Origin of the sequence: Winogradskyella pacifica (genome assembly GCF_003386275.1) — a bacterium.
In the GTDB taxonomy this organism is placed as follows: domain Bacteria; phylum Bacteroidota; class Bacteroidia; order Flavobacteriales; family Flavobacteriaceae; genus Winogradskyella; species Winogradskyella pacifica.
On the sequence record NZ_QREI01000008.1, the window covers coordinates 26,151 to 45,413 of the forward strand.

Annotated in this window: 25 protein-coding genes; 15 read left to right on the forward strand and 10 right to left on the reverse strand. The window is 33.3% G+C overall.

From position 1 onward, the window contains the following. Window positions 1-110 precede the first annotated feature (110 nt). From DFQ09_RS14880 to DFQ09_RS14925, 10 genes are all read left to right on the forward strand, one after another. A complete protein-coding gene (locus tag DFQ09_RS14880; RefSeq protein ID WP_115811728.1) occupies window positions 111-524 on the forward strand; it encodes a hypothetical protein in 414 nt (137 codons plus the stop codon). 16 nt (window positions 525-540) lie between these two features. Further along, window positions 541-861 (forward strand): hypothetical protein, encoded by a 321-nt coding sequence (locus DFQ09_RS14885; RefSeq protein WP_115811730.1) that lies wholly within the window; start codon window positions 541-543, stop codon window positions 859-861. 78 nt (window positions 862-939) lie between these two features. After that, window positions 940-1,455, forward strand: a complete 516-nt coding sequence (locus tag DFQ09_RS14890) for a GNAT family N-acetyltransferase (protein ID WP_115811732.1) — start codon at window positions 940-942, stop codon at window positions 1,453-1,455. Window positions 1,456-1,634: 179 nt separating this feature from the next. Next, on the forward strand, window positions 1,635-2,252 hold the full coding sequence (locus DFQ09_RS14895) for a hypothetical protein (RefSeq protein WP_115811734.1): 618 nt from the start codon (window positions 1,635-1,637) through the stop codon (window positions 2,250-2,252). Window positions 2,253-2,342: 90 nt separating this feature from the next. After that, entirely contained in the window at window positions 2,343-3,044 is a 702-nt protein-coding gene (locus DFQ09_RS14900) for a hypothetical protein (protein ID WP_115811736.1), read from the forward strand. Window positions 3,045-3,243: 199 nt separating this feature from the next. Continuing rightward, on the forward strand, window positions 3,244-3,858 hold the full coding sequence (locus DFQ09_RS14905; protein ID WP_115811738.1) for a DUF1444 family protein: 615 nt from the start codon (window positions 3,244-3,246) through the stop codon (window positions 3,856-3,858). Window positions 3,859-4,040: 182 nt separating this feature from the next. Then, entirely contained in the window at window positions 4,041-4,676 is a 636-nt protein-coding gene (locus tag DFQ09_RS14910) for a DUF1444 family protein (RefSeq protein ID WP_115811740.1), read from the forward strand. Between the two features lie 213 nt (window positions 4,677-4,889). Further along, complete coding sequence (locus tag DFQ09_RS14915; RefSeq protein ID WP_115811742.1) at window positions 4,890-5,513, forward strand: hypothetical protein; 624 nt, start codon at window positions 4,890-4,892, stop codon at window positions 5,511-5,513. A gap of 76 nt (window positions 5,514-5,589) precedes the next feature. Next, complete coding sequence (locus tag DFQ09_RS14920; RefSeq protein ID WP_245940369.1) at window positions 5,590-5,964, forward strand: hypothetical protein; 375 nt, start codon at window positions 5,590-5,592, stop codon at window positions 5,962-5,964. A 53-nt stretch (window positions 5,965-6,017) separates the two neighbouring features. Then, entirely contained in the window at window positions 6,018-6,788 is a 771-nt protein-coding gene (locus DFQ09_RS14925) for a hypothetical protein (protein WP_115811745.1), read from the forward strand. A gap of 79 nt (window positions 6,789-6,867) precedes the next feature. Here the strand turns inward: DFQ09_RS14925 and DFQ09_RS14930 are convergent, their stop codons facing one another. The 10 genes from DFQ09_RS14930 to DFQ09_RS14975 all read right to left on the reverse strand — a co-directional run bounded on the left by DFQ09_RS14930 (window position 6,868) and on the right by DFQ09_RS14975 (window position 15,113). Continuing rightward, window positions 6,868-7,299 carry a hypothetical protein gene (locus DFQ09_RS14930; RefSeq protein WP_115811747.1) on the reverse strand — a complete coding sequence of 144 codons (432 nt, stop codon included), beginning with the start codon at window positions 7,297-7,299 and terminating at the stop codon, window positions 6,868-6,870. A 17-nt stretch (window positions 7,300-7,316) separates the two neighbouring features. Then, complete coding sequence (locus DFQ09_RS14935; RefSeq protein WP_115811749.1) at window positions 7,317-7,826, reverse strand: endonuclease V; 510 nt, start codon at window positions 7,824-7,826, stop codon at window positions 7,317-7,319. A 37-nt stretch (window positions 7,827-7,863) separates the two neighbouring features. After that, on the reverse strand, window positions 7,864-8,619 hold the full coding sequence (locus tag DFQ09_RS14940; protein ID WP_115811751.1) for a DUF2314 domain-containing protein: 756 nt from the start codon (window positions 8,617-8,619) through the stop codon (window positions 7,864-7,866). A 66-nt stretch (window positions 8,620-8,685) separates the two neighbouring features. Then, window positions 8,686-9,393 carry a DUF1963 domain-containing protein gene (locus DFQ09_RS14945; protein WP_115811753.1) on the reverse strand — a complete coding sequence of 236 codons (708 nt, stop codon included), beginning with the start codon at window positions 9,391-9,393 and terminating at the stop codon, window positions 8,686-8,688. Between the two features lie 11 nt (window positions 9,394-9,404). Then, complete coding sequence (locus tag DFQ09_RS14950; protein ID WP_115811755.1) at window positions 9,405-9,830, reverse strand: DUF2262 domain-containing protein; 426 nt, start codon at window positions 9,828-9,830, stop codon at window positions 9,405-9,407. Window positions 9,831-9,840: 10 nt separating this feature from the next. Then, window positions 9,841-10,590 carry a DUF1963 domain-containing protein gene (locus DFQ09_RS14955; protein WP_115811757.1) on the reverse strand — a complete coding sequence of 250 codons (750 nt, stop codon included), beginning with the start codon at window positions 10,588-10,590 and terminating at the stop codon, window positions 9,841-9,843. A gap of 93 nt (window positions 10,591-10,683) precedes the next feature. After that, window positions 10,684-11,835 carry a hypothetical protein gene (locus DFQ09_RS14960; protein WP_115811759.1) on the reverse strand — a complete coding sequence of 384 codons (1,152 nt, stop codon included), beginning with the start codon at window positions 11,833-11,835 and terminating at the stop codon, window positions 10,684-10,686. Between the two features lie 242 nt (window positions 11,836-12,077). Then, on the reverse strand, window positions 12,078-13,334 hold the full coding sequence (locus DFQ09_RS14965) for a hypothetical protein (RefSeq protein WP_115811761.1): 1,257 nt from the start codon (window positions 13,332-13,334) through the stop codon (window positions 12,078-12,080). A 57-nt stretch (window positions 13,335-13,391) separates the two neighbouring features. Continuing rightward, the gene (locus tag DFQ09_RS14970; protein WP_115811763.1) at window positions 13,392-14,033 is read right to left on the reverse strand and encodes a hypothetical protein; all 642 of its coding nucleotides are present in this window, start codon (window positions 14,031-14,033) and stop codon (window positions 13,392-13,394) included. Between the two features lie 174 nt (window positions 14,034-14,207). Next, window positions 14,208-15,113 carry a DUF6892 domain-containing protein gene (locus tag DFQ09_RS14975; protein ID WP_115811765.1) on the reverse strand — a complete coding sequence of 302 codons (906 nt, stop codon included), beginning with the start codon at window positions 15,111-15,113 and terminating at the stop codon, window positions 14,208-14,210. A gap of 162 nt (window positions 15,114-15,275) precedes the next feature. Between DFQ09_RS14975 and DFQ09_RS14980 the strand changes: the two genes are divergently transcribed. The 5 genes from DFQ09_RS14980 to DFQ09_RS15000 all read left to right on the forward strand — a co-directional run bounded on the left by DFQ09_RS14980 (window position 15,276) and on the right by DFQ09_RS15000 (window position 19,244). Then, complete coding sequence (locus tag DFQ09_RS14980; RefSeq protein WP_115811767.1) at window positions 15,276-15,626, forward strand: hypothetical protein; 351 nt, start codon at window positions 15,276-15,278, stop codon at window positions 15,624-15,626. Window positions 15,627-15,628: 2 nt separating this feature from the next. Beyond that, window positions 15,629-16,495 carry a hypothetical protein gene (locus tag DFQ09_RS14985; RefSeq protein ID WP_115811769.1) on the forward strand — a complete coding sequence of 289 codons (867 nt, stop codon included), beginning with the start codon at window positions 15,629-15,631 and terminating at the stop codon, window positions 16,493-16,495. Further along, window positions 16,496-17,629: an adenylosuccinate synthetase gene (locus DFQ09_RS14990; protein WP_115811771.1), complete on the forward strand. Its 1,134-nt coding sequence runs from the start codon at window positions 16,496-16,498 to the stop codon at window positions 17,627-17,629. A 60-nt stretch (window positions 17,630-17,689) separates the two neighbouring features. Continuing rightward, window positions 17,690-18,106, forward strand: coding sequence for a hypothetical protein (locus DFQ09_RS14995; protein ID WP_115811773.1), 417 nt, complete (start codon window positions 17,690-17,692; stop codon window positions 18,104-18,106). 91 nt (window positions 18,107-18,197) lie between these two features. Further along, a complete protein-coding gene (locus DFQ09_RS15000; protein ID WP_115811775.1) occupies window positions 18,198-19,244 on the forward strand; it encodes an SMI1/KNR4 family protein in 1,047 nt (348 codons plus the stop codon). Window positions 19,245-19,263: the final 19 nt, after the last annotated feature.

The window sequence follows — 19,263 nt, forward strand, 5'->3', positions numbered from 1 at the left end:
TAGGGCGTTACCTCGCTTAGGCGAGGTCGGGCTTTCTGTTGCAAGTCCTCGTGCTATCGCACTGTGGGCTTTTCACGGCAATCCCTAACGCAAAAAGCATTTAGCATATTATGGAATTAACGTTACAACTTAAAAGATTAGGTAAAAAGAAAGTAAAAAAAGTACCTTTTACTCTAGACGAAAACCCGAAAAATTTAGAAGAACTATTAATCGGTTGTGTAAAAAATCAAGTAGAAGCCTTTAATAAAAAACGAACAGAAGTTAATGTCATTGGTTTTTTAAGTCCGGCAGAAATAGAAGAAAAAGCAGAAAGCGGTAAAGTAGAATTTGGCGAATTAGCCAACACAGATTTAGCTAATCTGCAAAAAGCAATCGATAATGTTTTACTCGCTTTTAAAGACGGATTGTTTGTAGTATTTGTAGACGAAGATGAAATTACAGATCTAAAAACGCCTTTAGATTTAACGTCAGAAAGTGTAATTGCCTTTATAAGAATGACGTTTTTAGTAGGTACGTATTGGTAGTTTTTTATCAGCAAATATGAAAACAGAAAACATACAAAACCAATTAGCAACACAAATTTCTAACCATAATACAACCTGGGGAAATTTATTAGCGAATACAAATTTTGGTAATGAAGCTTCTAGTTATTGGACTGTTACATTACAACCAATTCATATTTCTGTAGATTGTATAAACAATTCTTTCGCTTTTAAAAACGCAAAATTTTTATTTGATGTAAACATTGGTATTTCTTCTGGTGATGATATTAGGCTTTTTACAAAACAAGTTTCCGGACACGGCACATTTCTATTTGTGGACGCCAAAATTATTCAACTACAAACATTAATTCTTAACTAAAATTTAGAGTTTCAGTATTTATAAATACTATAATTTCGCAAAAAAAAGAAGTTCCAACTAAAAAATAAAGGTATTTAAATGGTTGACATTATAAAAGCAAATGCCGAGCATTCCGACTTAATTGCAAAACTAGCACAACAGACCTTTTCCGAATCTCATGGCCATAGTGCTTCTAAAGAGGATATAAATAACTTCATTTTAAGAACCTACAATACCGAAGCTATTCGTAAAGAATTCGAAAACAAACAGGTAGATTATCATCTCATCTATTTTAATAAAACCATAGCTGGATTTTCAAAAATAGAATTGCAATGTCCTAATATAAATATAAACGATAAAAACATTACCAAATTAGACCGCATCTATCTTTTAGAAGCCTTTCAAGGAAAACAATTAGGTGTAAAATTACTCGATTTTAATATTGCGCTATCTAAAAAACAGCACCAAAACGGAATTTGGTTAGTCGTTTGGACAGAAAACCAAAAGGCGATAAATTTTTATACAAAAATGTGCTTTGAGATTGCTGGAGCTTATGATTTTAAAATATCTGAGACGCATACAAACCCTAATCATGTTATGTATTTAAAATACTAAAATAAATACTTAACTATAAATTTAACAAGGTGTTCTTATACTAAAGAACACCTTTTTTTATGCTTTAAAATCACATTTTCCTACATAATCCATTATACCTAAAAATGGCTGAATACGGTGATAAACAACCTACAATCATCATGTAAATTTGACTAAAACAAAACATCAAAATTATAATTATGACACCTGAAGAAAAAGAACACTATTTAGCAGAAATAGACCAAGTCGTACAAAAAGCTGTAGATGGAGAATATAAACTTTATCCTGTGCTACAACCAGCAAGTTGGCCTGGTGTTAAAAATGGTGCGTTATATAATGTAGAAGTTACTGAAGATAATAATAAAGATGTTCCTTTAGTTGTTGAATCTTACGCTGTAGAAACCCCAGATGGCTTAGTGTATCTAGGAAAGAAACATAAAGAATTCTTTGGGAATAGAAACTTATATCAAGAAGCTAACGACAACTTAGACGGGCTTGAACAAGGATTTAAGTTTGAAAAAGAATTTGATAATAAAGTATTGAGTTCAAATGGAACTCGATTTTCTAATGAAAGAGTTCTTAGTTATACACAAATGCGTATGGCTCATGATTTTTTAGAGTCAGAAGAATTGTATGTATCTATACCTAGACGTGGTAATATACTTATTATTCCTAAAGATTCAGATAAAGATCTCTTAGATATGTTTTTATACGTGCATCGACATAATTGGAACGATAAAACTAACGACAATACTCATATCGCTAATATACTTTATTACATAAGAAGTGGTAATAGAGAAGGTATCGTATATCTATAAATCTAAACGCTATGTTATAGATTTAGCAACGTTTTCTATTTCTAAGGAAATAATTCACAAAAAAGGTGTTCAATTCAAAACATTGAAACAATGAAAAGCGCAGGTCTTAAAAGGACAACGGGTAATTCTTCAAAAGAAAAGAGTGCCCAAAACACGTTCTTTGTCATCACTATTTTTGGAGCGCAACTTTATGAAAAACCTTCGTTAGATTCAAAATTGATAACGCGCATTACAGTTGGAGAGAAAATTGTTGCAGAGAAAATTATTGAAACAAAACAATCCATACACATTGGTGAAGGATTTCAACTTCATGGACATTTTGTTGAAGTAAAAGGCCAAGGCTGTTCTGGGTTTATTCACAGTTCAGACTTGACAACTTTTAGACCTCAATTAGAACAGGTATACGACGGCGTTCTTATTCCTGATTTTAAAGGAAAACTTATACATAAAACAACAGAAAAGCGCATTGAAAAGTTTAACGACAAGCCATTTGAAATTGAAGAAGATATAACCACCTATGAAAATGTAATTCATACCTACACTGATTTTGTTGATTGTTTTGAGAATACTTACCTATATAAGTATATGACATTACATGAAGTCTATCACCAATTACCAGTGCATGATCCTAAAATTGATGTCACTTCAAAAGGAAATTTTATTTTAATGCCTGAATTTATAGAAAAGAAAGACAACCAATACATTTTTAAAGGCATAGGCATCACACGTAGTATCGCAATTATTGAAAATAAAGACGGTCAGTTTTTAATAGCATCACTAGATTGTCCGTAAATAACTTCTGTCTAAAAACAAGCTAATTATCACCAATAACCAAGCTGTTCTTATCTATAAGAACAACTTTTATTTTTCAATAAATTAAACAAAAACACCCTATTTAGGTAAACCATTAAATCTCATAATGGCTGAAAACCGTGATAAAAAAACTGAGATGCTTCTTTAATTTTGTAATAAATAATAAAAAAACAACATTATGAGCGGTACACTTCACGGTAAAGAAAAATCTCAAGAAGAAATAGAAAAAATAATAGAGCAAACTAAAAATAGTGATCAAAAGATCTATCCTATTTTAAAACCAGGAAATTGGGTTGGATTAAAAGCAGGAGCTTTGAGTTCTACTTTAATTCCGTCCGAAGATGGCGCTGAAGTCGTGATTGGTTATGGTATGGATACGCCAGACAACTTTGTGTTTTTAACTAAAAAACACTTAGAAACTATGGATGCTAAACAAATTACACAAGAAGCATTTGAAAATTTAGCAAACTGTGATACGGGATTAGAATTTGTTGAAGCTTTAGATAATAAAGCAGTTGGTGCTAACGCAAACGATTTTTCTAGTGAAACCATTCTTTCTAGAACACATATGTTAAAAGCACATGCCATGTTAGACGCTGAAGAATTATTAGTATCTATCCCTAGAAGAACTTGTATGACTATTATTTCAAGACAAGCAGATGAAGACACGATTAATAAATTTGCATTTTTACACAACCATACTTGGGAGGATGATAGTTTTGGTAACGCACCTATTACAAATTCATTTTTTATTGTAAAAGATGGTAGTATTGTAGGACATATTCCATTATAATTCAATTAAAAAAACACAGAAAAAAAAGGCATTCTTAAAATTAAGGATGCCTTTTTTATGGTTTCAATGTTATAGAATTAAACGTTGTAACTAATTAAGTACACTTAGAAATAGCGGAATACCGTGATAAAAAATGACAATTGCTACTCTAATTTTGCAGGAAACAATAAACACACAACACTATGAGCGGTACACTTTACGGAAAAGAAAAATCTCAAGAAGAAATAGACAAAATAGTTGAACAGACTAAAAATAGTGATCAAAAAATCTATCCTATTTTAAAACCAGGAAATTGGGTGGGTTTAAGAGCTGGAGCATTAAATTCTAATTTAATACAAACAGAAGCTGGGCCAAAAATCGTTATTGCTTATGGAATGGATACACCAGATAATTTTGTATTTCTTACGCAACAGCATTTAGAAACTATGGATCAAAAGGAAATTACAAATGAAGCTTTTAGAAACTTAAGAAATTATGAAACAGAATTCACCTATTCTGAAGCATTACAAAATAAGGTTCTGACTTCTAGTGGAAACGATTTTTCTAGTGAACGCATTCTCAATGAAGCACATATGTTAAAAGCTCATGCTATGTTAGAAGCCGAGGAATTATTTGTTTCCGTACCAAGGCGTTCTTGTATGATGGTCATTTCAAGAGACTCAGACGAAGCTTTACTCGGAACCTTTTTAAACTTACACAAGGATGCTTGGGAAGACGATAGCTACGGAAATGCGCCTATAGCGAATATTCTTTTTACCATGAAAGCAGGCCGTATTACGGGACATATCGCCTTGGATAATTTGTCTGAAGACGCATAAAACATAACGCTTCAATAAAATTCAATATTAAATCTGAACAAAAATAAGAACAACAAAAAGGTATTTACAAAAACGTGATTACCTTTTTTTTATGTATTAAACGGAACAAAATTGATCTTATGGAGATACAATTAAATCATCAAATGGCTGAATACAGGGATAAAAAAACTGAGATGCTTCTCTAATTTTGTGCTAAACAATAAAACAAATAAGATGAAAGTCAATCCACTTAATAGAACAGATAATTTAGAAGACATTCAGGCTATCGTAACAAAAGCAAGCCAAGGCGAATACAAAGTATATCCTATCGTAAAAGCAGGAACTTGGGACCGTTTAGATGGTGAAATTCTACAAACCACCGCTATAAAAGGCGATAATGAAGGGGATCCTTCTAAAATAGTTGCGGTGTATGGGATAGATACACCAGATGGTTACGTGTATTTAACTATGGCCGATTTAGAAATTTACGACGGTACAAAACTGCTTGACGATGCGTACCAAAACTTAGATGATTTAGAATCGACTTTAGAATATGCTGAAGCACTAAACAATAAAGCGCTTATTTCTGTAGATTCTTATTTTGCTAGTGAACGTGTTTTTAGCAAAGTAGAAATGCAAAAAGCTCACGCTATGCTAGACTCAGAAGATTTATTCGTCTCGACCTCAAAATATGGCGAGTTAATGATTATTTCACAACACGCAGATAAAGAGACTAAAGATAAGTTTGCTTACCTACATAAGTACAATTGGAATGATGATGACAACCCTAACGAGCGTATCGCTGACTTGGTGTATTCAGTAAAAAACTGTGACATTGTAGGCCATATTCCTCTATAATTTTCAGAATAAAATAAAGACATAATTACCGGTGTGCAAGCATCGGTAATTATTTTAAAACTTAAATACACAACAATTGAAAAATCTAGACTTCAGTATTAACGGCAGAGTACAAAATTTAATGGTAGACATTTTTGAGTCTATAAGTACCCAAAAAGAAGCCGAAATAAAAATCAGTGAACTTTTAGATACCCGAAGCATCTTTGAACTCGTTTTTGAAATTGTGAAAACCTCTGGTTTTTATAGTGAAGATGAAAACTTCAAATTGATTAAAGCCTTAAATATTGATACTGATGAAGCTTCCAATGAAGACGCTTTATTCAACATTTGGATGACTATGGGCGCTAATCTAAACACGTCTAAAACCCAAGAAGAATTTAATGCCAAATTTGCCCTATTTGTGCCTATTATTTTAAAACATATGGAAGCTATTAACCGTATGTCAGCTTAATAGCTCATTACATTTTTAGATCTACATAATACCGATAGCCCAAAACAAAACTTATGAACATAGAAAAATTAACTAATAATCGTTCGCCTTATCACGAATTGTTATTCGACAGTTTCTTAATCGAAAATATAAAGTCGTACGAGGAACTTATGGACGTTTACCAAACCTATAAACAAAATCATCCCGACAAGACCATAATCTTAACTCTTGATGATTTAGGTCAAGCCGAATATACTAGTGGTCACGCTTGTGACTCCAATTTTCTATTGGATACAGATGGCTATGATTTATCTGGACTTGATGAAGCCTGTTTTGATGAAGACAACGAACATTTGGGGCATTTGTCTACACCATCAGAATATTTCATTATAAGAGAAAACTTTTTAAAACACACAAAAGGGATTGATTTTAAAACGGTTTGTGAAAAAGGCATAAGTAATTCTGAAGACGATGTAATAGATTTAGAAAACATTAATGAATCTCCATTAGCCTTTTTAGACCAACAAGTTATCCTGAAAATTCTTCCTGTTGAAAAACCATACGAAGGACTTACAGGATTTCCGAATGGATATTTTGATGCCGATTTCAGTCCTTTTGAAAATTACGCGTTATCGAAGTACTTATTTGAAACTTATAATTTAGAACTTTTTGGTATAGGCGCTTCCTTTTTAGGATTTGTTAAAAATGAAAAATTAGAAGACAATAAAGTAAAAGCATTGATAGCTGACTTGGCAAAATTGTACAACACCACAGCATCAGAATTTGAAAAATTAGCAGACATCATTAAAAATAAAAACCATTTATTTTTAAGATACACCGAATAATTTCAGTCATAAAAATACTAAAAAGCCCAATTATACATTTATAATTGGGCTTTTTTTATTTACGATGAATACCTGAAATTTACTCAGAAAATTGTTTAATAATTTCAAACAAGGTTAATTTAGTTCTCTTTATACTGCCATCATCGTGACGAAATAAATGTACTTTAGTATTATCATAGCAACCAAAAAACAATAAATCACCTTCAGAATTAGCACCAATAGCTTTACCTAAAGCTAATTTTTCTAAACTCCACTTGTACCCATTTAAATCTTTAAATGACGGATTCATAAATTCACTTAACGTTTTAACATACGGATTTAATGCGTGAATTTTACTGACTTCCATTCCATCTATGTTGGTAAGCTCCATCATCTTTTCAAAATTATATAACTTAAATTCCTCTTCCTCAAAAACAACAGTCCTTGGTTTTTCTGCAATAAATTCTCTATAATTTTTTCTAAACATTGGTTTTAGGTCATCTACAGATGTTATAATTAAATGGTCATTCATAGTTGTGATTTTTAATATTAGTTTTTAGTATTTTCTTTTGTTTTAGTATCTACGATCTGTAGTAATGTTGGCATTCGGTATTTACCGTGCATACGCTGTATGGCGTTACAAACTTCATCTCTATCCGTACCAATAGCGGTGACATACAATGGTTTTTTACTTTCGCCACGAAACACTTCTTTAAATACAGCTGTTTTAGACACAAACTCAGATTTTGCAATACCTACAACAGGAATTTTATGCTCTAAAGCTTGGTACAAATAGCCTCCCAAACCCAAGTGTTTTTCTTCTAGAATCACGTAACCATCTACAATAATTAATTCTACCTCATCTAAATTCACTTGTTTTAGTAAACTTAAAATACACGGCAATTCGCGTTTATAAAAGGAACCTGGTTCGTACGGTTCTACACCTTCTATAATATCTGTATAGATTTGTATTGGTTCGTCATCTTCCCAATCATTAAAGCTTACCGCAATGGTTTTGGCTTTTCCGTCGTAATAATAAGTATCAAAAGCGAGTATCATTGGCAATTAGTTTAAGGATGGTATTAATAAATTAGGACTAACGTAACATCGGAATAATATGTGACCAATTTAAAGCGATCGCAAAGTCTAAAGCTGTTTTTCCTGTATTGGTTTTGGCATTTTTATCGGCACCTAATTCTAATAAAATCTCTACAGCTGTTTTGTTTCCCGCAATAGTTTCGGTATGTAATCTGGTTACTCCGTTTTCATCTGCAGCCTTTACGACATCTAGATTAGCTTCAAAAAATTCTCTAGCAGGTTGTTCCATTACTTTGCTCATAGGGTGCTCAATAAGGTTTTCTTCATTTTCTTCCTGCTGATAAGCCACTAGAATATGGTTAGGGTCACCAAAATCTAATCCCCAAGCTTCATCGTGTTGTTGTCTTGCTTCCTCCGTCATATCAGAACGTAAGACTTGAATGGTATATCCTCCATAAGTTTTACGGTCTATGGCTAGCATCCAATCTGATATTTCAGAGACTTTCCTCGTTACCGTATCGCCTTCCGCAACATTGGTTAATAGGTTAGGTGAATTCATTAAAACACCCGTAATATTTTCCCCATCAAAAGCTATTTCGCTAATCCACATATGTTCTACAGTAGGTTCGTCATCAGCTTCATCCATTTGTTGAAAAGGAATCTTTACCAGCGATAAATTATGTGCAGGAACCATACGTTTAGCTTCCCAATAAATTTCTCTCCAGAAATAGTTAAACGTTTCTTGTGCTTTTAGGTAAGCCGCTTTCATTTTTTGATTTTGTTTAGCAAAAATGATATTGTTGTCTTGACTCATAGTTTATGAATATGATATGTTAGTTATATTTTAGCATTGGATTTCCATCCTAGATAAGTAGTACTTTTAATAAAAATCGTAATACAAACTCCACTGTTTGGTGTCGTTATTTTTGGCGAACATTAAGCTCCCACCATCTACCACGTTGAAATTGGCTTTGTAGTCTGATACAATTTGAAACACAAACTGAAAACCTTCTCCAAAGCCCTCTGCATCTCCAATTCCAGATTGACAAAAAGTAGGATAACCGCCTATTTTATGGTCGTATATATGATCTGTGATATCAAAATAATCATCAATAATCCCTTCGTTTTCTAATTTTAAAACTTCAGCTTCATCTTTCATAGACAAACCGCCACCATCCCATAATGGGAAATCTTTCTCGTCTAATTCTGCTTGTAGCGGAAAGGCGTTTAAAAATGAATTAGGATTTTCTATATTTTTAATCTGAATATTTTCTAGGTTATCATATTCTCTAATTAGCCAACGCTCTCCCATTTCTTCAAAACATTCTGGAAGTTCTGCCGATATAAAAACCGTAATTAGTTTTGTATGTTTAAGATTAGGGTGTACGTAAGGTAAGTTGGGAAGGTGAAATTGTGCCAAAGGCAACATCGCATTACCGTTTTTATCTAACGGAATGTCTTCATCTTCATTATAAGCAAAGACTTTACCTATCCAACTTTCTTCAATGGTATTCTTGGGTCTAAAGCCGCCTGTACTAAATTTAGTAACCGGTTTAGAAATTTTATTTTTTAGGTCTTCTACTGTCATACTTGTGTTTTTTATCCAAACATCGTGGTGTCATCAAAAGTTTTACCGTCATAAGATTGTGCGATTAAATAATGATTCCCAAACATTCCACCTTCATTATAAACGACGTCTATCAAGTCTTTTGCGTAAAAAGCAATGGCTGTTATTGTTAACTTCTGTCTGAATTCTTTCGCGCTTAATACAGGATAACCATTTTCTTCATCTGCCCAGTTTTCATTGTAATTTTCGTGAAATGCACTTACTATTTCATCGGTTGCATTTTTCTCTTTATCTTCAAAATCTTCCAAAAATGAATTCCCTAAAGCAATCATTTTATCTAAAGTGATTTCATCTAAATTTAGGCTGATATCAATTGTATTCTGTCCAGATAAAATGGTTGTTCTATAACAATCGTCGGTTCTTGGATCTTTTTTGAGTTGATCTTTCGTTATATTCATACTTGTAATATTACCCTAAATCAGTTCTAATGTTAGAGAAGTCACCTTTGGCAAGTTTATCTTTTTCAATAAAAAACATTAAAAATTCATCCATATCCCAGTCCCAAGAAAAAACATTATTCCATCGCAAAGTAAGTAAAGACGTCCATTCATCCGTTTTACGAGGATCATAAGCTAGCGTATTGTAATATGGGTATCCAAATAAATAACTAAACGTTTTTTTACTTACCATATCTGGTACTTTACTGCATACGTAATCGAGTTGCTTTTTATTTAATCCCTTGTCTTTATATAACTCTTCTCTATAAGGAAGATCTACATTCTCTTCCAAATCAATGCGTATACAATGATCTACATAGTAGTAATTTAAATTAGGGTTTACATAGGTTTTTAACGGCGTTCCTTCTTCAAAATGATAGACTTTCGCATAATTTTTTGCGCCATAAAATACATTTTTATCATCATCATTGGCAATAAAAAAGCTTAACATTCCTGTTTTTGGTAGTGGTGTTTCAAATTTAATTTCACTTAAATTAATTTGTAATGCAAAACGATAATCACCAAACTCGTGTTTAGGCCATTCAAAATCTTCAGGCACTTCTGGATAGCCTCCTTGTTTACTTAAACCTACATTTTCTTTACTGCGGTTTTCTCCTTTTATTTTAATAGAAGGTAAACTCATAGATCTTAGATACGCTTCTTTTTTATATAAATCGTATTTTTCAATTTTAACTATCTCTTCAAATTTAGCTTTGTCCATAAGGTTACATTTTACGCTTGGTGCATTACAAATATGAAGCTTTACTTCGTTTTTTAAGTAACGGTTTTCAGTGATATTATAATCACAACTACTTTACAGTTCTGCTTTACGCTCTTTAAGTTTTTCAATAAGTAAATCTATATTTTGTAATTTTTCTTTATAAGCTTTTTTAATCGCTATTTGAGATTCTGCAATAGTTTCCGATGAATTAAAATCTATAGGTTCTGTGTTTTCTAAAAAGTTAGGAATAATATCTGTGCTAGTTTTAGATGTCTTAAATTTAAACAACAGTACAGATGTTGGTTCTGCTGCTTCAAAATCCTTAACAGAGATGGTTTTAAATGTTTCTAATTGCGTTAATGCTAGGGTATCAGTTAATAGAGTGCTGTCATTTAATGCTACTTCTATGTTTAGTGGTGACGTATTTCGGTAAATAATGCCTTCTACAGGTTCTTCGCTTACCAATTCGTCTAATAAAGCCGCTTTAGGTTGAGTCACTTTTACTGTTATAATATCATTTAAATCCCCTTTATCTACAAAAATATGCTCTGGGAAAATAGAATGGTAGACATTATCGCCTTCAATACTTGACCAATTTCCGTCCTTATAATAGAGTTGTAACGGATCGATAACAACTGTATATTTCACTTTATACTGTTTAATATAAGGTTGAAAATCTTCATTCAGGATTTTAAATTGACTCTTATAAAATGACATTGTATTTAAAGAACGTTCTGCTTCTTTTTTAGATACTATTTCAGGTATATTGTTCTTCAATTCTATTACGGCATCATACATTTTCGTTTCCATACGAGAGGTTGTCAATGCGGAATAATCATGCATTTTACTATCCTTATGGTTAACAGATGTACTTGTTGTTTTTTCTAAAGCCGAGTTTTCTGAATCTATATCCATACTTACAAAACGTGTTTCGGATAGTTGTTTCCCAGTAATTACAAACATTTTAGATGTATCAGGAACTGAAAGCTTTGTTATTACAATTGGATCTTCAATCGTGATTTTTGTTGGTTGTAACTTCAAAACTCTGTCTACGTCTCCTTTTTGATATCTTGGTTCATTAAGTGTATATATGATTTCAAATTTTAATAGATCTTTAGGTAGATAATATCTCGTGTCATTTTGTTCTAAAACTAGATTATCATGATACAATGCTGAATACGTTTTTTTGTTACAAGAAGAACATAGGACTAGGGTTAGCACTAAAAAAAGTAAAGTATTTTTCATATTGAATGTGTTTTTTTAACAATTCAAAATTAGAACTTACACCACTCTATTTTATCCCTGAAACTAGTGAGATTGACCCATACTGAATTCAGGTTGTTTTGTTTTCACCGCAGAAAACAACAAAAAAAAACACGCTTTTATAGGCGTGCTTTTATTACTAAATATTATACAGAGTGAAATGATTTTTAATTAGATCATTTCACTCTACTATAAATAAATTAAAGAGTTTAAGAATTGCTGTTTTACCATTTCATTATAGGCTCGTCTTTCCAGAAAATCAGGCGAAAATCTTCATAATGGTTACCGGTTCCTATAGAATGGCTGTCTCTAAAACCTTTATTTAATTGTAGTTTATGAAGCATGCCTGAAGCAGAACCCACCCACAAAGTATTTTCGTCTTCAGAGATAGTAATACTTGTAATTGTAGATCCTAAAAAGTATTTCCAAATGCAATGGCCTTGCTTGTCAATCGCTTTTATATACCCAAAGGCATCACCTAAAATATAATATTTTGAAGTTGCTACACCACAATACACACGCATGCCATCATCTATAGTTGTATAATCTTCACTTTCTTTGTAAGCCACTATATTAATGTCTTTTACATTTGAAGTATCTACTCCAATGGTTACTCCATTATAAAAATGACACGAATTGGTAATTAACTGTGTATCGTCTATAGAAAACAAACAGAAATCTGGATAAGAAGATTGTGGACCAACTTCACCAATTTCATTACCATTATGATCTAAAATCCTATGATCGCAACACTGATCGCCAACAACGATATATTTATTATCGTTAGACAGTGTAGCATTTTCCATATCCAAGTAAGGTTCCCATTCGTCATCTTCTAAATCTGGCAAAGGATGAATCCTATTTTCAGCATCGCTAGAAATAATAAAAATTCCATCAGAGGACACTAATAGAACTTTTAAGCCATCGTTAAAAGGAATCATTTCTGTAATCCCTATATTCTTTGACTTATCTAAATTAAAAGTTGCAATAATATCACCCTCCCAACCTTGTGTCGTTATAATGGTATTGTTTGAAGCTATAGCAAAAACATTCTGTTGTTTAGATTTACCTATAGCTGTAATAGATTCATCTAACTTAAGCGTTATATCCTCTGTTAATACATAGGCTTGTCGTTTTTGATAAGCAGTACCCACAACAAATACTATTTTCTGTGCATCAATAAAGTGTAATTGCTCAATACTTTGCCCGTGATCTTGCATAAACTTGATAAATGGCGTGTGTGCAGGTGGAAAATCGTTTCTAAATTGGTCAACGGTATGGTTTATATTGGCTGCTTTTAAAAGTTGATATACAGCATCGGCCAAATGGTTTCTTTCATCTTTAGGCTCCTCCCCTTTCCAGTTTTCCCAACCGTAAGCATCACCAAATTTCACCATGGTATTAACTTCAGTAGCATAGGTGCTACCCAACGCATTCCATTCTTGTTTAATGCTTTCTATATTGTTATCTGTTAATTTCATGAGTGCTATTTAAAGGTTTGTATTGGGAAGAATTTGAAACTAAAAAAGGACTCAGTTTTAATTAAAAAGGATAGCGGTATGGTTATTAATACTAAATTTTGCAGCATCTATAAGTGTAACACACACTAATATTTCTATCCAAAAATCACTTTCATTTTTAATAATTGTGTTCAATTCATCGACATTAGTAATGCTGTTATTTTCGTCTAATCCGATACCTAAATGTGGTGTCAAACTTTTTAACTCTTTTAAAAGACTATAAGACGATCCAATCATGGCACCAGGAACAGGATTTTCATCGGTATCAAAAAGCACCTCTGGTAATTCTATAGGAAGATAAAAGCCTTCGGCATCTGAATGCGTTAACAGGTGACTAGACATATAAGAGTAATGATCTTCTAAAATAGCATCACCTTCTGGCTCTTCTTCAGGAGAAAAAGGTGTTGGCACCCAATTGTCATTATCTTCATTCTCCCAAGCATGTGCTAAAAAACGTCTTAAATGATGTAGAAAACGATAAGGAAAACCACCAAATTGCAAGGGCTCTGTTTCCATTGCATCTGGTTCTTGGTAAGGTTCTACATTATTTTCTGTCAATATTATATTTATATTATCAAAAATCACTTTATAAGCTTCGTAACCTTCTGGTTCGTTGGCTTTAAAATCTGCTAAAATGCCTGTTGAAATAGTTAATCCCATGATATCGTTGTTTTATTTTTACACGACAAAATTAGAATCTAGCTTTCATAATTTTATCCCTGAAACTAGTGAAAATTTAGAACCCTATCTTTTTTGTTTTTATAGAACACTTAAACTTAACTCATAAAAAAACACGCTCATCTAGCCTGTTTTATAATGTTTTTGTCTTTTATGTCAAAGCCATTCCGTTTCAATGCCCATTTCTTCAAATTCATTATAAGCTTTATCTGTAGCATAACATAAAGTTACTTTTTTGAGGTTCGGAAATTGTTTGGCATCAATAGCGGTTTCAATATCCCAATAGTCGACAGCACCACCTGAGAATGGAGATAAATTCATATAAATATCGTTTCCGCCATCTTGGTAAAAGTCGGTGATTTCGGAAGCCAAGCGTTTTGGTATGGGTAGGTCTTTAAAATATTGGGTGACTTCAGCAATAGTTTCGTAACCTTCATCATCAATATCAATCTCACGACCTTGATACCAATCTGCAAATTCATACAAATCAAATACGGGTTCCATTAGACCTTTCGTATACATCAACTCTTCAATCACCGATAATTTAAATCCGAAATCTACAAACGTAAGTACTTCTTCATCTAAAGGTTGAATGCTGTATTTATCTTTAGGAATGCCTGCACCACGCACATAAGGCGTATATTCACTAATTTCAATAGCGTTAATATTTTCTCTTCTTACAGAAAACCAAGCACTTATGTCATTGACCACCAATGCACCACTTTTATCTCCTTTAAATAATTTAACGTGTTGCTGTTTATGCGACTTATAATAACGTACAATATCCTGATTGTTAAAATAAAATATACCTCCAAAAGTCTGCTTCGGACTAAATTCATAAGCTTCCAATTCTAAAGCGACCGTTAACGACTCTACCACCTCTCCATTTTTAGAGTAGGCTAATATTCCTAAATCGTCCCAAGTAAAAACCGTCGTGTTTTTTCCTTCTATAGTTCTGTAATTTTCATTCAGACATGCTTTTAACTGTGTTAAAGATGCTGGAAATGTGATGGTTTCTGAATTAATTTGAAATCCTTTAGACGATAAATGTAATACAATCATAAACTTGGTTTTAAGCGTTTTCAAAAGTAAGTCGCTTACTGAAATAAGTAATGCCTGTATTCCGTGATTTTTTCTTCAGAAGTATTGCTCACAAATTAATATCACTGTTATCAGGGATAAAAACCAAGCCCTCGCCCACTAACTTTGTAAAAAACCTTTTTTATGGAAGATAACACCAAAACTGCTGCGTTTTTAGAATCTTTAAAACGCAACAACGATAAAATAAGAGACGACCGCGCTCACGCTATTGCAGAAGATGCACAATTGATGTACAAACGTGAAACGGAAGATTTGGCCTTGGCATTAAAACGTTTAAAACGCGAACAAGACAATATGCTAGATATGAGTCCTACTGACGCGAATAGTTTGGTATTGGCATCCGATTTTGACGCCAAAGAGTATGTGGCCAAAGATTTAGATATGTCTGTAAAGATTAGAAACTTAGAAATTAAATTAGAATTAGCCAAAAAGCGTTACACACACTTATTTGGTGGTACAATAAACGAACTGTAATTATGGGAGGAGGAAGATTTAGTCACGATGCGTATGCAAAATTACGTCGATCTAAAGGCTACAGTAATAAGTCTAGAGAAGAAATATTTACATCTAGAGCAATAGATTCTGAAATGGATCCGTCTGAGGTGATTGTTAGAGAGTCTAGAGATTCTGAAGAACATCCAGAAACGGTATCTATAATTGTAGCTTTAGATGTTACGGGTAGTATGGGATTTGTACCCGAGCATATTGTTAAAGAAGCCTTACCCGATTTAATTGGCTCTTTAATGGAAGCTGGGATTGAAGATCCGCAAGTCTTGTTTTTAGGGATTGGCGATTTTATATACGACAGAGCGCCTTTACAAGTAGGACAATTTGAATCGTCTGCCGAATTACTAGACCGTTGGTTAACCCGTGTTTACCTTGAAGGTGGCGGTGGCGGAAACAATCAAGAAGGGTATAATTTAGCGCATTTATTCGCGGCGAGACATACAGCGATTGATTGTTGGGAAAAGCGGCAACAAAAAGGCTTTTTATTCACTATTGGAGACGAGCCTGTATTTCCTAACATTCCTGCAGAAATCATTAAACGTTATACCAGTGCAGACGAAGCCGCAACCATTACTACGGAAGCGATTATTGAGGAAGCGAAAGAAAAATACAATGTGTTTCATATGCATTTAGAGCATAACGAATGGTCTAAACAAGAAAAACGCAAAGGGAATTGGAAAGCGCTTTTAGGAGATAATTTCCTAGAAATTGCAGATTATAAAACCGTTGCCAAACGTATTGCAGACGTGGTGATTCAAAACCATAAACCTAGTGCAACACCATCTACAAAGACAACCACAGGAAGTGCTTCTGTAGATGTAGAAAATATGTTATAAATGCCAAAGTGTAGTTTAGTTATAGATTTAGGATTTGGTGATGCCGGAAAAGGGTTAACGACCGATTTTTTGGCATCACAACATCCTGAACAAAGTTTAGTGGTTCGGTTTTCTGGAGGCCATCAAATTGGGCATACGGTTAGTACGGAAGCACTAACGCATACCTTTAGTAATTTTGGTTCAGGGACGTTTTTAGGTGTCCCAACCTATTACTCGGAACACACTACTCTATTTCCGACAGCCATTTTAGACGAAGGTGAGTTTTTAAAAAATTATCAGCCTAAATTGTATATTCATCCATTAGCGATGATAACCACAATTTATGATATTGCTTATAATCGCGCTTTAGAAAAGCAACAGCATCACGGCTCTTGCGGTTTGGGTTTCGGAACGACCATTGCAAGAAATAAAGCTGAAATTTTCTTTTACGCCAACGATTTACAGTTTGATTGGGTGGTAAAACGACGTCTAAATAGTATCAAAAATTATTACAAAACCTGTTTAGAAAGTCAGCCAACAGCAGTACAAGAGTATTATAAAAACGAACTCAAAGACTATAATGAAGATTATTTTATAGACAGTTGTTCGGCCATACAAAAGTTTTATAGCATCGCCTCATTATCTGATTTAGAAGACCAATTCGAGCATTTTATTTTTGAAGGTAGCCAAGGCATTTTGCTCGACACCCAACACGGTTTTCATCCGCATACCACGTGGAGTTATACCAGCTCTAAAAATGCGATTCAGCTTATCAAATCACATTTAAAAACGATTTCAGAAATTGATATTTATTATGTGACGCGCTGTTACCAAACGCGTCACGGCAACGGCCCAATGGCAGAAACCGAAGCTGTAAGCCTTCAAAACAATGAAAATGAAGCGAATGTAACTAACGAGTTTCAAGGCGTGTTTAGAACACAAGCTTTAGATGCCGAATTACTGAATTATGCCTTAACTTGCGATGCCATTCATCATCAAGATTTAATCAGCAACAAAAACCTTGTAATAACGTGCTTAGACCAATTACCTCATTTTTCTTATGCTAATTTGCTTCAAAAATTAGATATCAAATTCAACACGGTGTATGGAAGTTATGGCCCTAGACGCGAATGTATACAGAAGCTGTTAGACTAAAGGGTTTAAAGAATTCAGCACAACGTTAAATGATTTCAGGAAAAAACACTAAAATTTATTATGACCAAAACAGACAACGACTCTGGGATTGAATTAAGTTCTAAAGCAAAATATAAACCCTTAGTTTTTGCACTATTTATGATAGGGCTTTGCCTAATTTCCCTACAAGATATATCTATAGAATCAGTGATTCCTTTAGTCGGTGCTATCGTATTTTTTGGTCTCTATGCCTTTAATAAAAAGCGTAAAGTTTTCAATTTTTTTGAGACCCATTTTGTGTTTCAACCAGGAGTTATAGGTAAAACAACGGTGCCTTATAGCGCACTTAAATCTTTTGCGGTTGAAAAAAAAGTCATCGTGATTACGTATGAGAATCCAGACGGAAAAGAAAAGAAAATTAAATGTCTTGTTAGTCAGATTGAAGCTAAGCAATTTCCCATATTAGAGAGCACATTGAAAAGTGAAATTAGCGATTAAAGAAGTCGCTTCTTTTACAAAATCACTAGTTTCAGTGATAAAAACCACGATGTTCCAAAGTACCTTAGCATTCTAAATTTACAAGCGTAAAATGACCAATTATACAGCATATTCAGACGAGTTTAAAGATTTACAATGGACAGATTTTATTTTTGAAACCATTCAAATCGATACCTTTCCAGTCCTTGAAAATCCAAAACATCATAGTAACTCTTTTACGTTTAGAGATACACTTTTAGACGCTGTAGCCAAATTGTCTGGAAAGCCATTATTAAAGCTCATTTTTATTACACCAGATTATGAAACCATCCATAAATTCTATGCCGTTGGGTATTTAGAAGACAAAACGGTTTTTACTGTTGAAATAGAACATACTGCCGAATTTAAGGCTTGGTTTACCGTTATTCATGATGAACATTACAAAAGCGCCACAGTTTATAATTTTAGAGAGAATGGTTTTAGTTCGCACCCCACTTCAAACTTAAAAGACATTAGGTTTTTGGAACACACAGGAGCTTTTATAAATTACTTCATTCCCAATCAATTTATAGCAGAACAATTGGCAAAAGAGAAATCTGATTTTCTAGCACCACATATTCAACTTGATGCAGAAATAGATATGAAAGCCTTGGTCGCCTCTTTTATCGGTTTAATTTCAGAAAAAAAATTAACGCTTCATCCGCCTACAAATAACGAGGCCATTTATGAAACATTTGAAAAAGAAGCCGGCTACCCGTTTCCACAAATCATTAAAGATTATTTAAGCCTTCATAACGGCATAGACCGTTGCGCAATTATGGGAACAGAAGATATTTATAACGAATGGAAACAGTGGAAGGATATTTATGACGACTGGACGCAAGAAGACTTGTTGGACACCTATTCTACCAACCAAGGGAAAGCCTTATTAATGTACACCACACCGTACTGGATTCCGTTTTTCGATTTAGAAAACGGGAATTTTATAGCTTTCGATTTTGCGCCAAATACCAAAGGAAAAGCCGGACAAATTATTCGTTTTGGTGCCGACCAAGAAATAGGCTATATCGAAGCCAACGACCTCGTTTCCTTTTTTGAAAGCTTAAGAGGACCTGAGAGCGAAATTGAAGACAACGAATGGTTTTATATCGCTCAATAACACTCGTGTAAAAAAATAT

Bases quoted from the DNA above. Each gene is read 5' to 3' on its own strand.
- DFQ09_RS14955 (WP_115811757.1), bottom strand. From the start codon at position 10,590: ATGGACAAAGCTAAATTTGAAGAGATAGTTAAAATTGAAAAATACGAT.
- DFQ09_RS14895 (WP_115811734.1), top strand. From the start codon at position 1,635: ATGACACCTGAAGAAAAAGAACACTATTTAGCAGAAATAGACCAAGTC.
- DFQ09_RS14915 (WP_115811742.1), top strand. From the start codon at position 4,890: ATGAAAGTCAATCCACTTAATAGAACAGATAATTTAGAAGACATTCAG.
- DFQ09_RS14935 (WP_115811749.1), bottom strand. From the start codon at position 7,826: ATGATACTCGCTTTTGATACTTATTATTACGACGGAAAAGCCAAAACC.
- DFQ09_RS14900 (WP_115811736.1), top strand. From the start codon at position 2,343: ATGAAAAGCGCAGGTCTTAAAAGGACAACGGGTAATTCTTCAAAAGAA.
- DFQ09_RS14990 (WP_115811771.1), top strand. From the start codon at position 16,496: ATGCCAAAGTGTAGTTTAGTTATAGATTTAGGATTTGGTGATGCCGGA.
- DFQ09_RS14975 (WP_115811765.1), bottom strand. From the start codon at position 15,113: ATGATTGTATTACATTTATCGTCTAAAGGATTTCAAATTAATTCAGAA.
- DFQ09_RS14945 (WP_115811753.1), bottom strand. From the start codon at position 9,393: ATGACAGTAGAAGACCTAAAAAATAAAATTTCTAAACCGGTTACTAAA.
- DFQ09_RS14940 (WP_115811751.1), bottom strand. From the start codon at position 8,619: ATGAGTCAAGACAACAATATCATTTTTGCTAAACAAAATCAAAAAATG.
- DFQ09_RS14950 (WP_115811755.1), bottom strand. From the start codon at position 9,830: ATGAATATAACGAAAGATCAACTCAAAAAAGATCCAAGAACCGACGAT.
- DFQ09_RS14980 (WP_115811767.1), top strand. From the start codon at position 15,276: ATGGAAGATAACACCAAAACTGCTGCGTTTTTAGAATCTTTAAAACGC.
- DFQ09_RS14960 (WP_115811759.1), bottom strand. From the start codon at position 11,835: ATGAAAAATACTTTACTTTTTTTAGTGCTAACCCTAGTCCTATGTTCT.
- DFQ09_RS14905 (WP_115811738.1), top strand. From the start codon at position 3,244: ATGAGCGGTACACTTCACGGTAAAGAAAAATCTCAAGAAGAAATAGAA.
- DFQ09_RS15000 (WP_115811775.1), top strand. From the start codon at position 18,198: ATGACCAATTATACAGCATATTCAGACGAGTTTAAAGATTTACAATGG.
- DFQ09_RS14985 (WP_115811769.1), top strand. From the start codon at position 15,629: ATGGGAGGAGGAAGATTTAGTCACGATGCGTATGCAAAATTACGTCGA.
- DFQ09_RS14885 (WP_115811730.1), top strand. From the start codon at position 541: ATGAAAACAGAAAACATACAAAACCAATTAGCAACACAAATTTCTAAC.
- DFQ09_RS14910 (WP_115811740.1), top strand. From the start codon at position 4,041: ATGAGCGGTACACTTTACGGAAAAGAAAAATCTCAAGAAGAAATAGAC.
- DFQ09_RS14970 (WP_115811763.1), bottom strand. From the start codon at position 14,033: ATGGGATTAACTATTTCAACAGGCATTTTAGCAGATTTTAAAGCCAAC.
- DFQ09_RS14930 (WP_115811747.1), bottom strand. From the start codon at position 7,299: ATGAATGACCATTTAATTATAACATCTGTAGATGACCTAAAACCAATG.
- DFQ09_RS14925 (WP_115811745.1), top strand. From the start codon at position 6,018: ATGAACATAGAAAAATTAACTAATAATCGTTCGCCTTATCACGAATTG.
- DFQ09_RS14995 (WP_115811773.1), top strand. From the start codon at position 17,690: ATGACCAAAACAGACAACGACTCTGGGATTGAATTAAGTTCTAAAGCA.
- DFQ09_RS14890 (WP_115811732.1), top strand. From the start codon at position 940: ATGGTTGACATTATAAAAGCAAATGCCGAGCATTCCGACTTAATTGCA.
- DFQ09_RS14965 (WP_115811761.1), bottom strand. From the start codon at position 13,334: ATGAAATTAACAGATAACAATATAGAAAGCATTAAACAAGAATGGAAT.
- DFQ09_RS14880 (WP_115811728.1), top strand. From the start codon at position 111: ATGGAATTAACGTTACAACTTAAAAGATTAGGTAAAAAGAAAGTAAAA.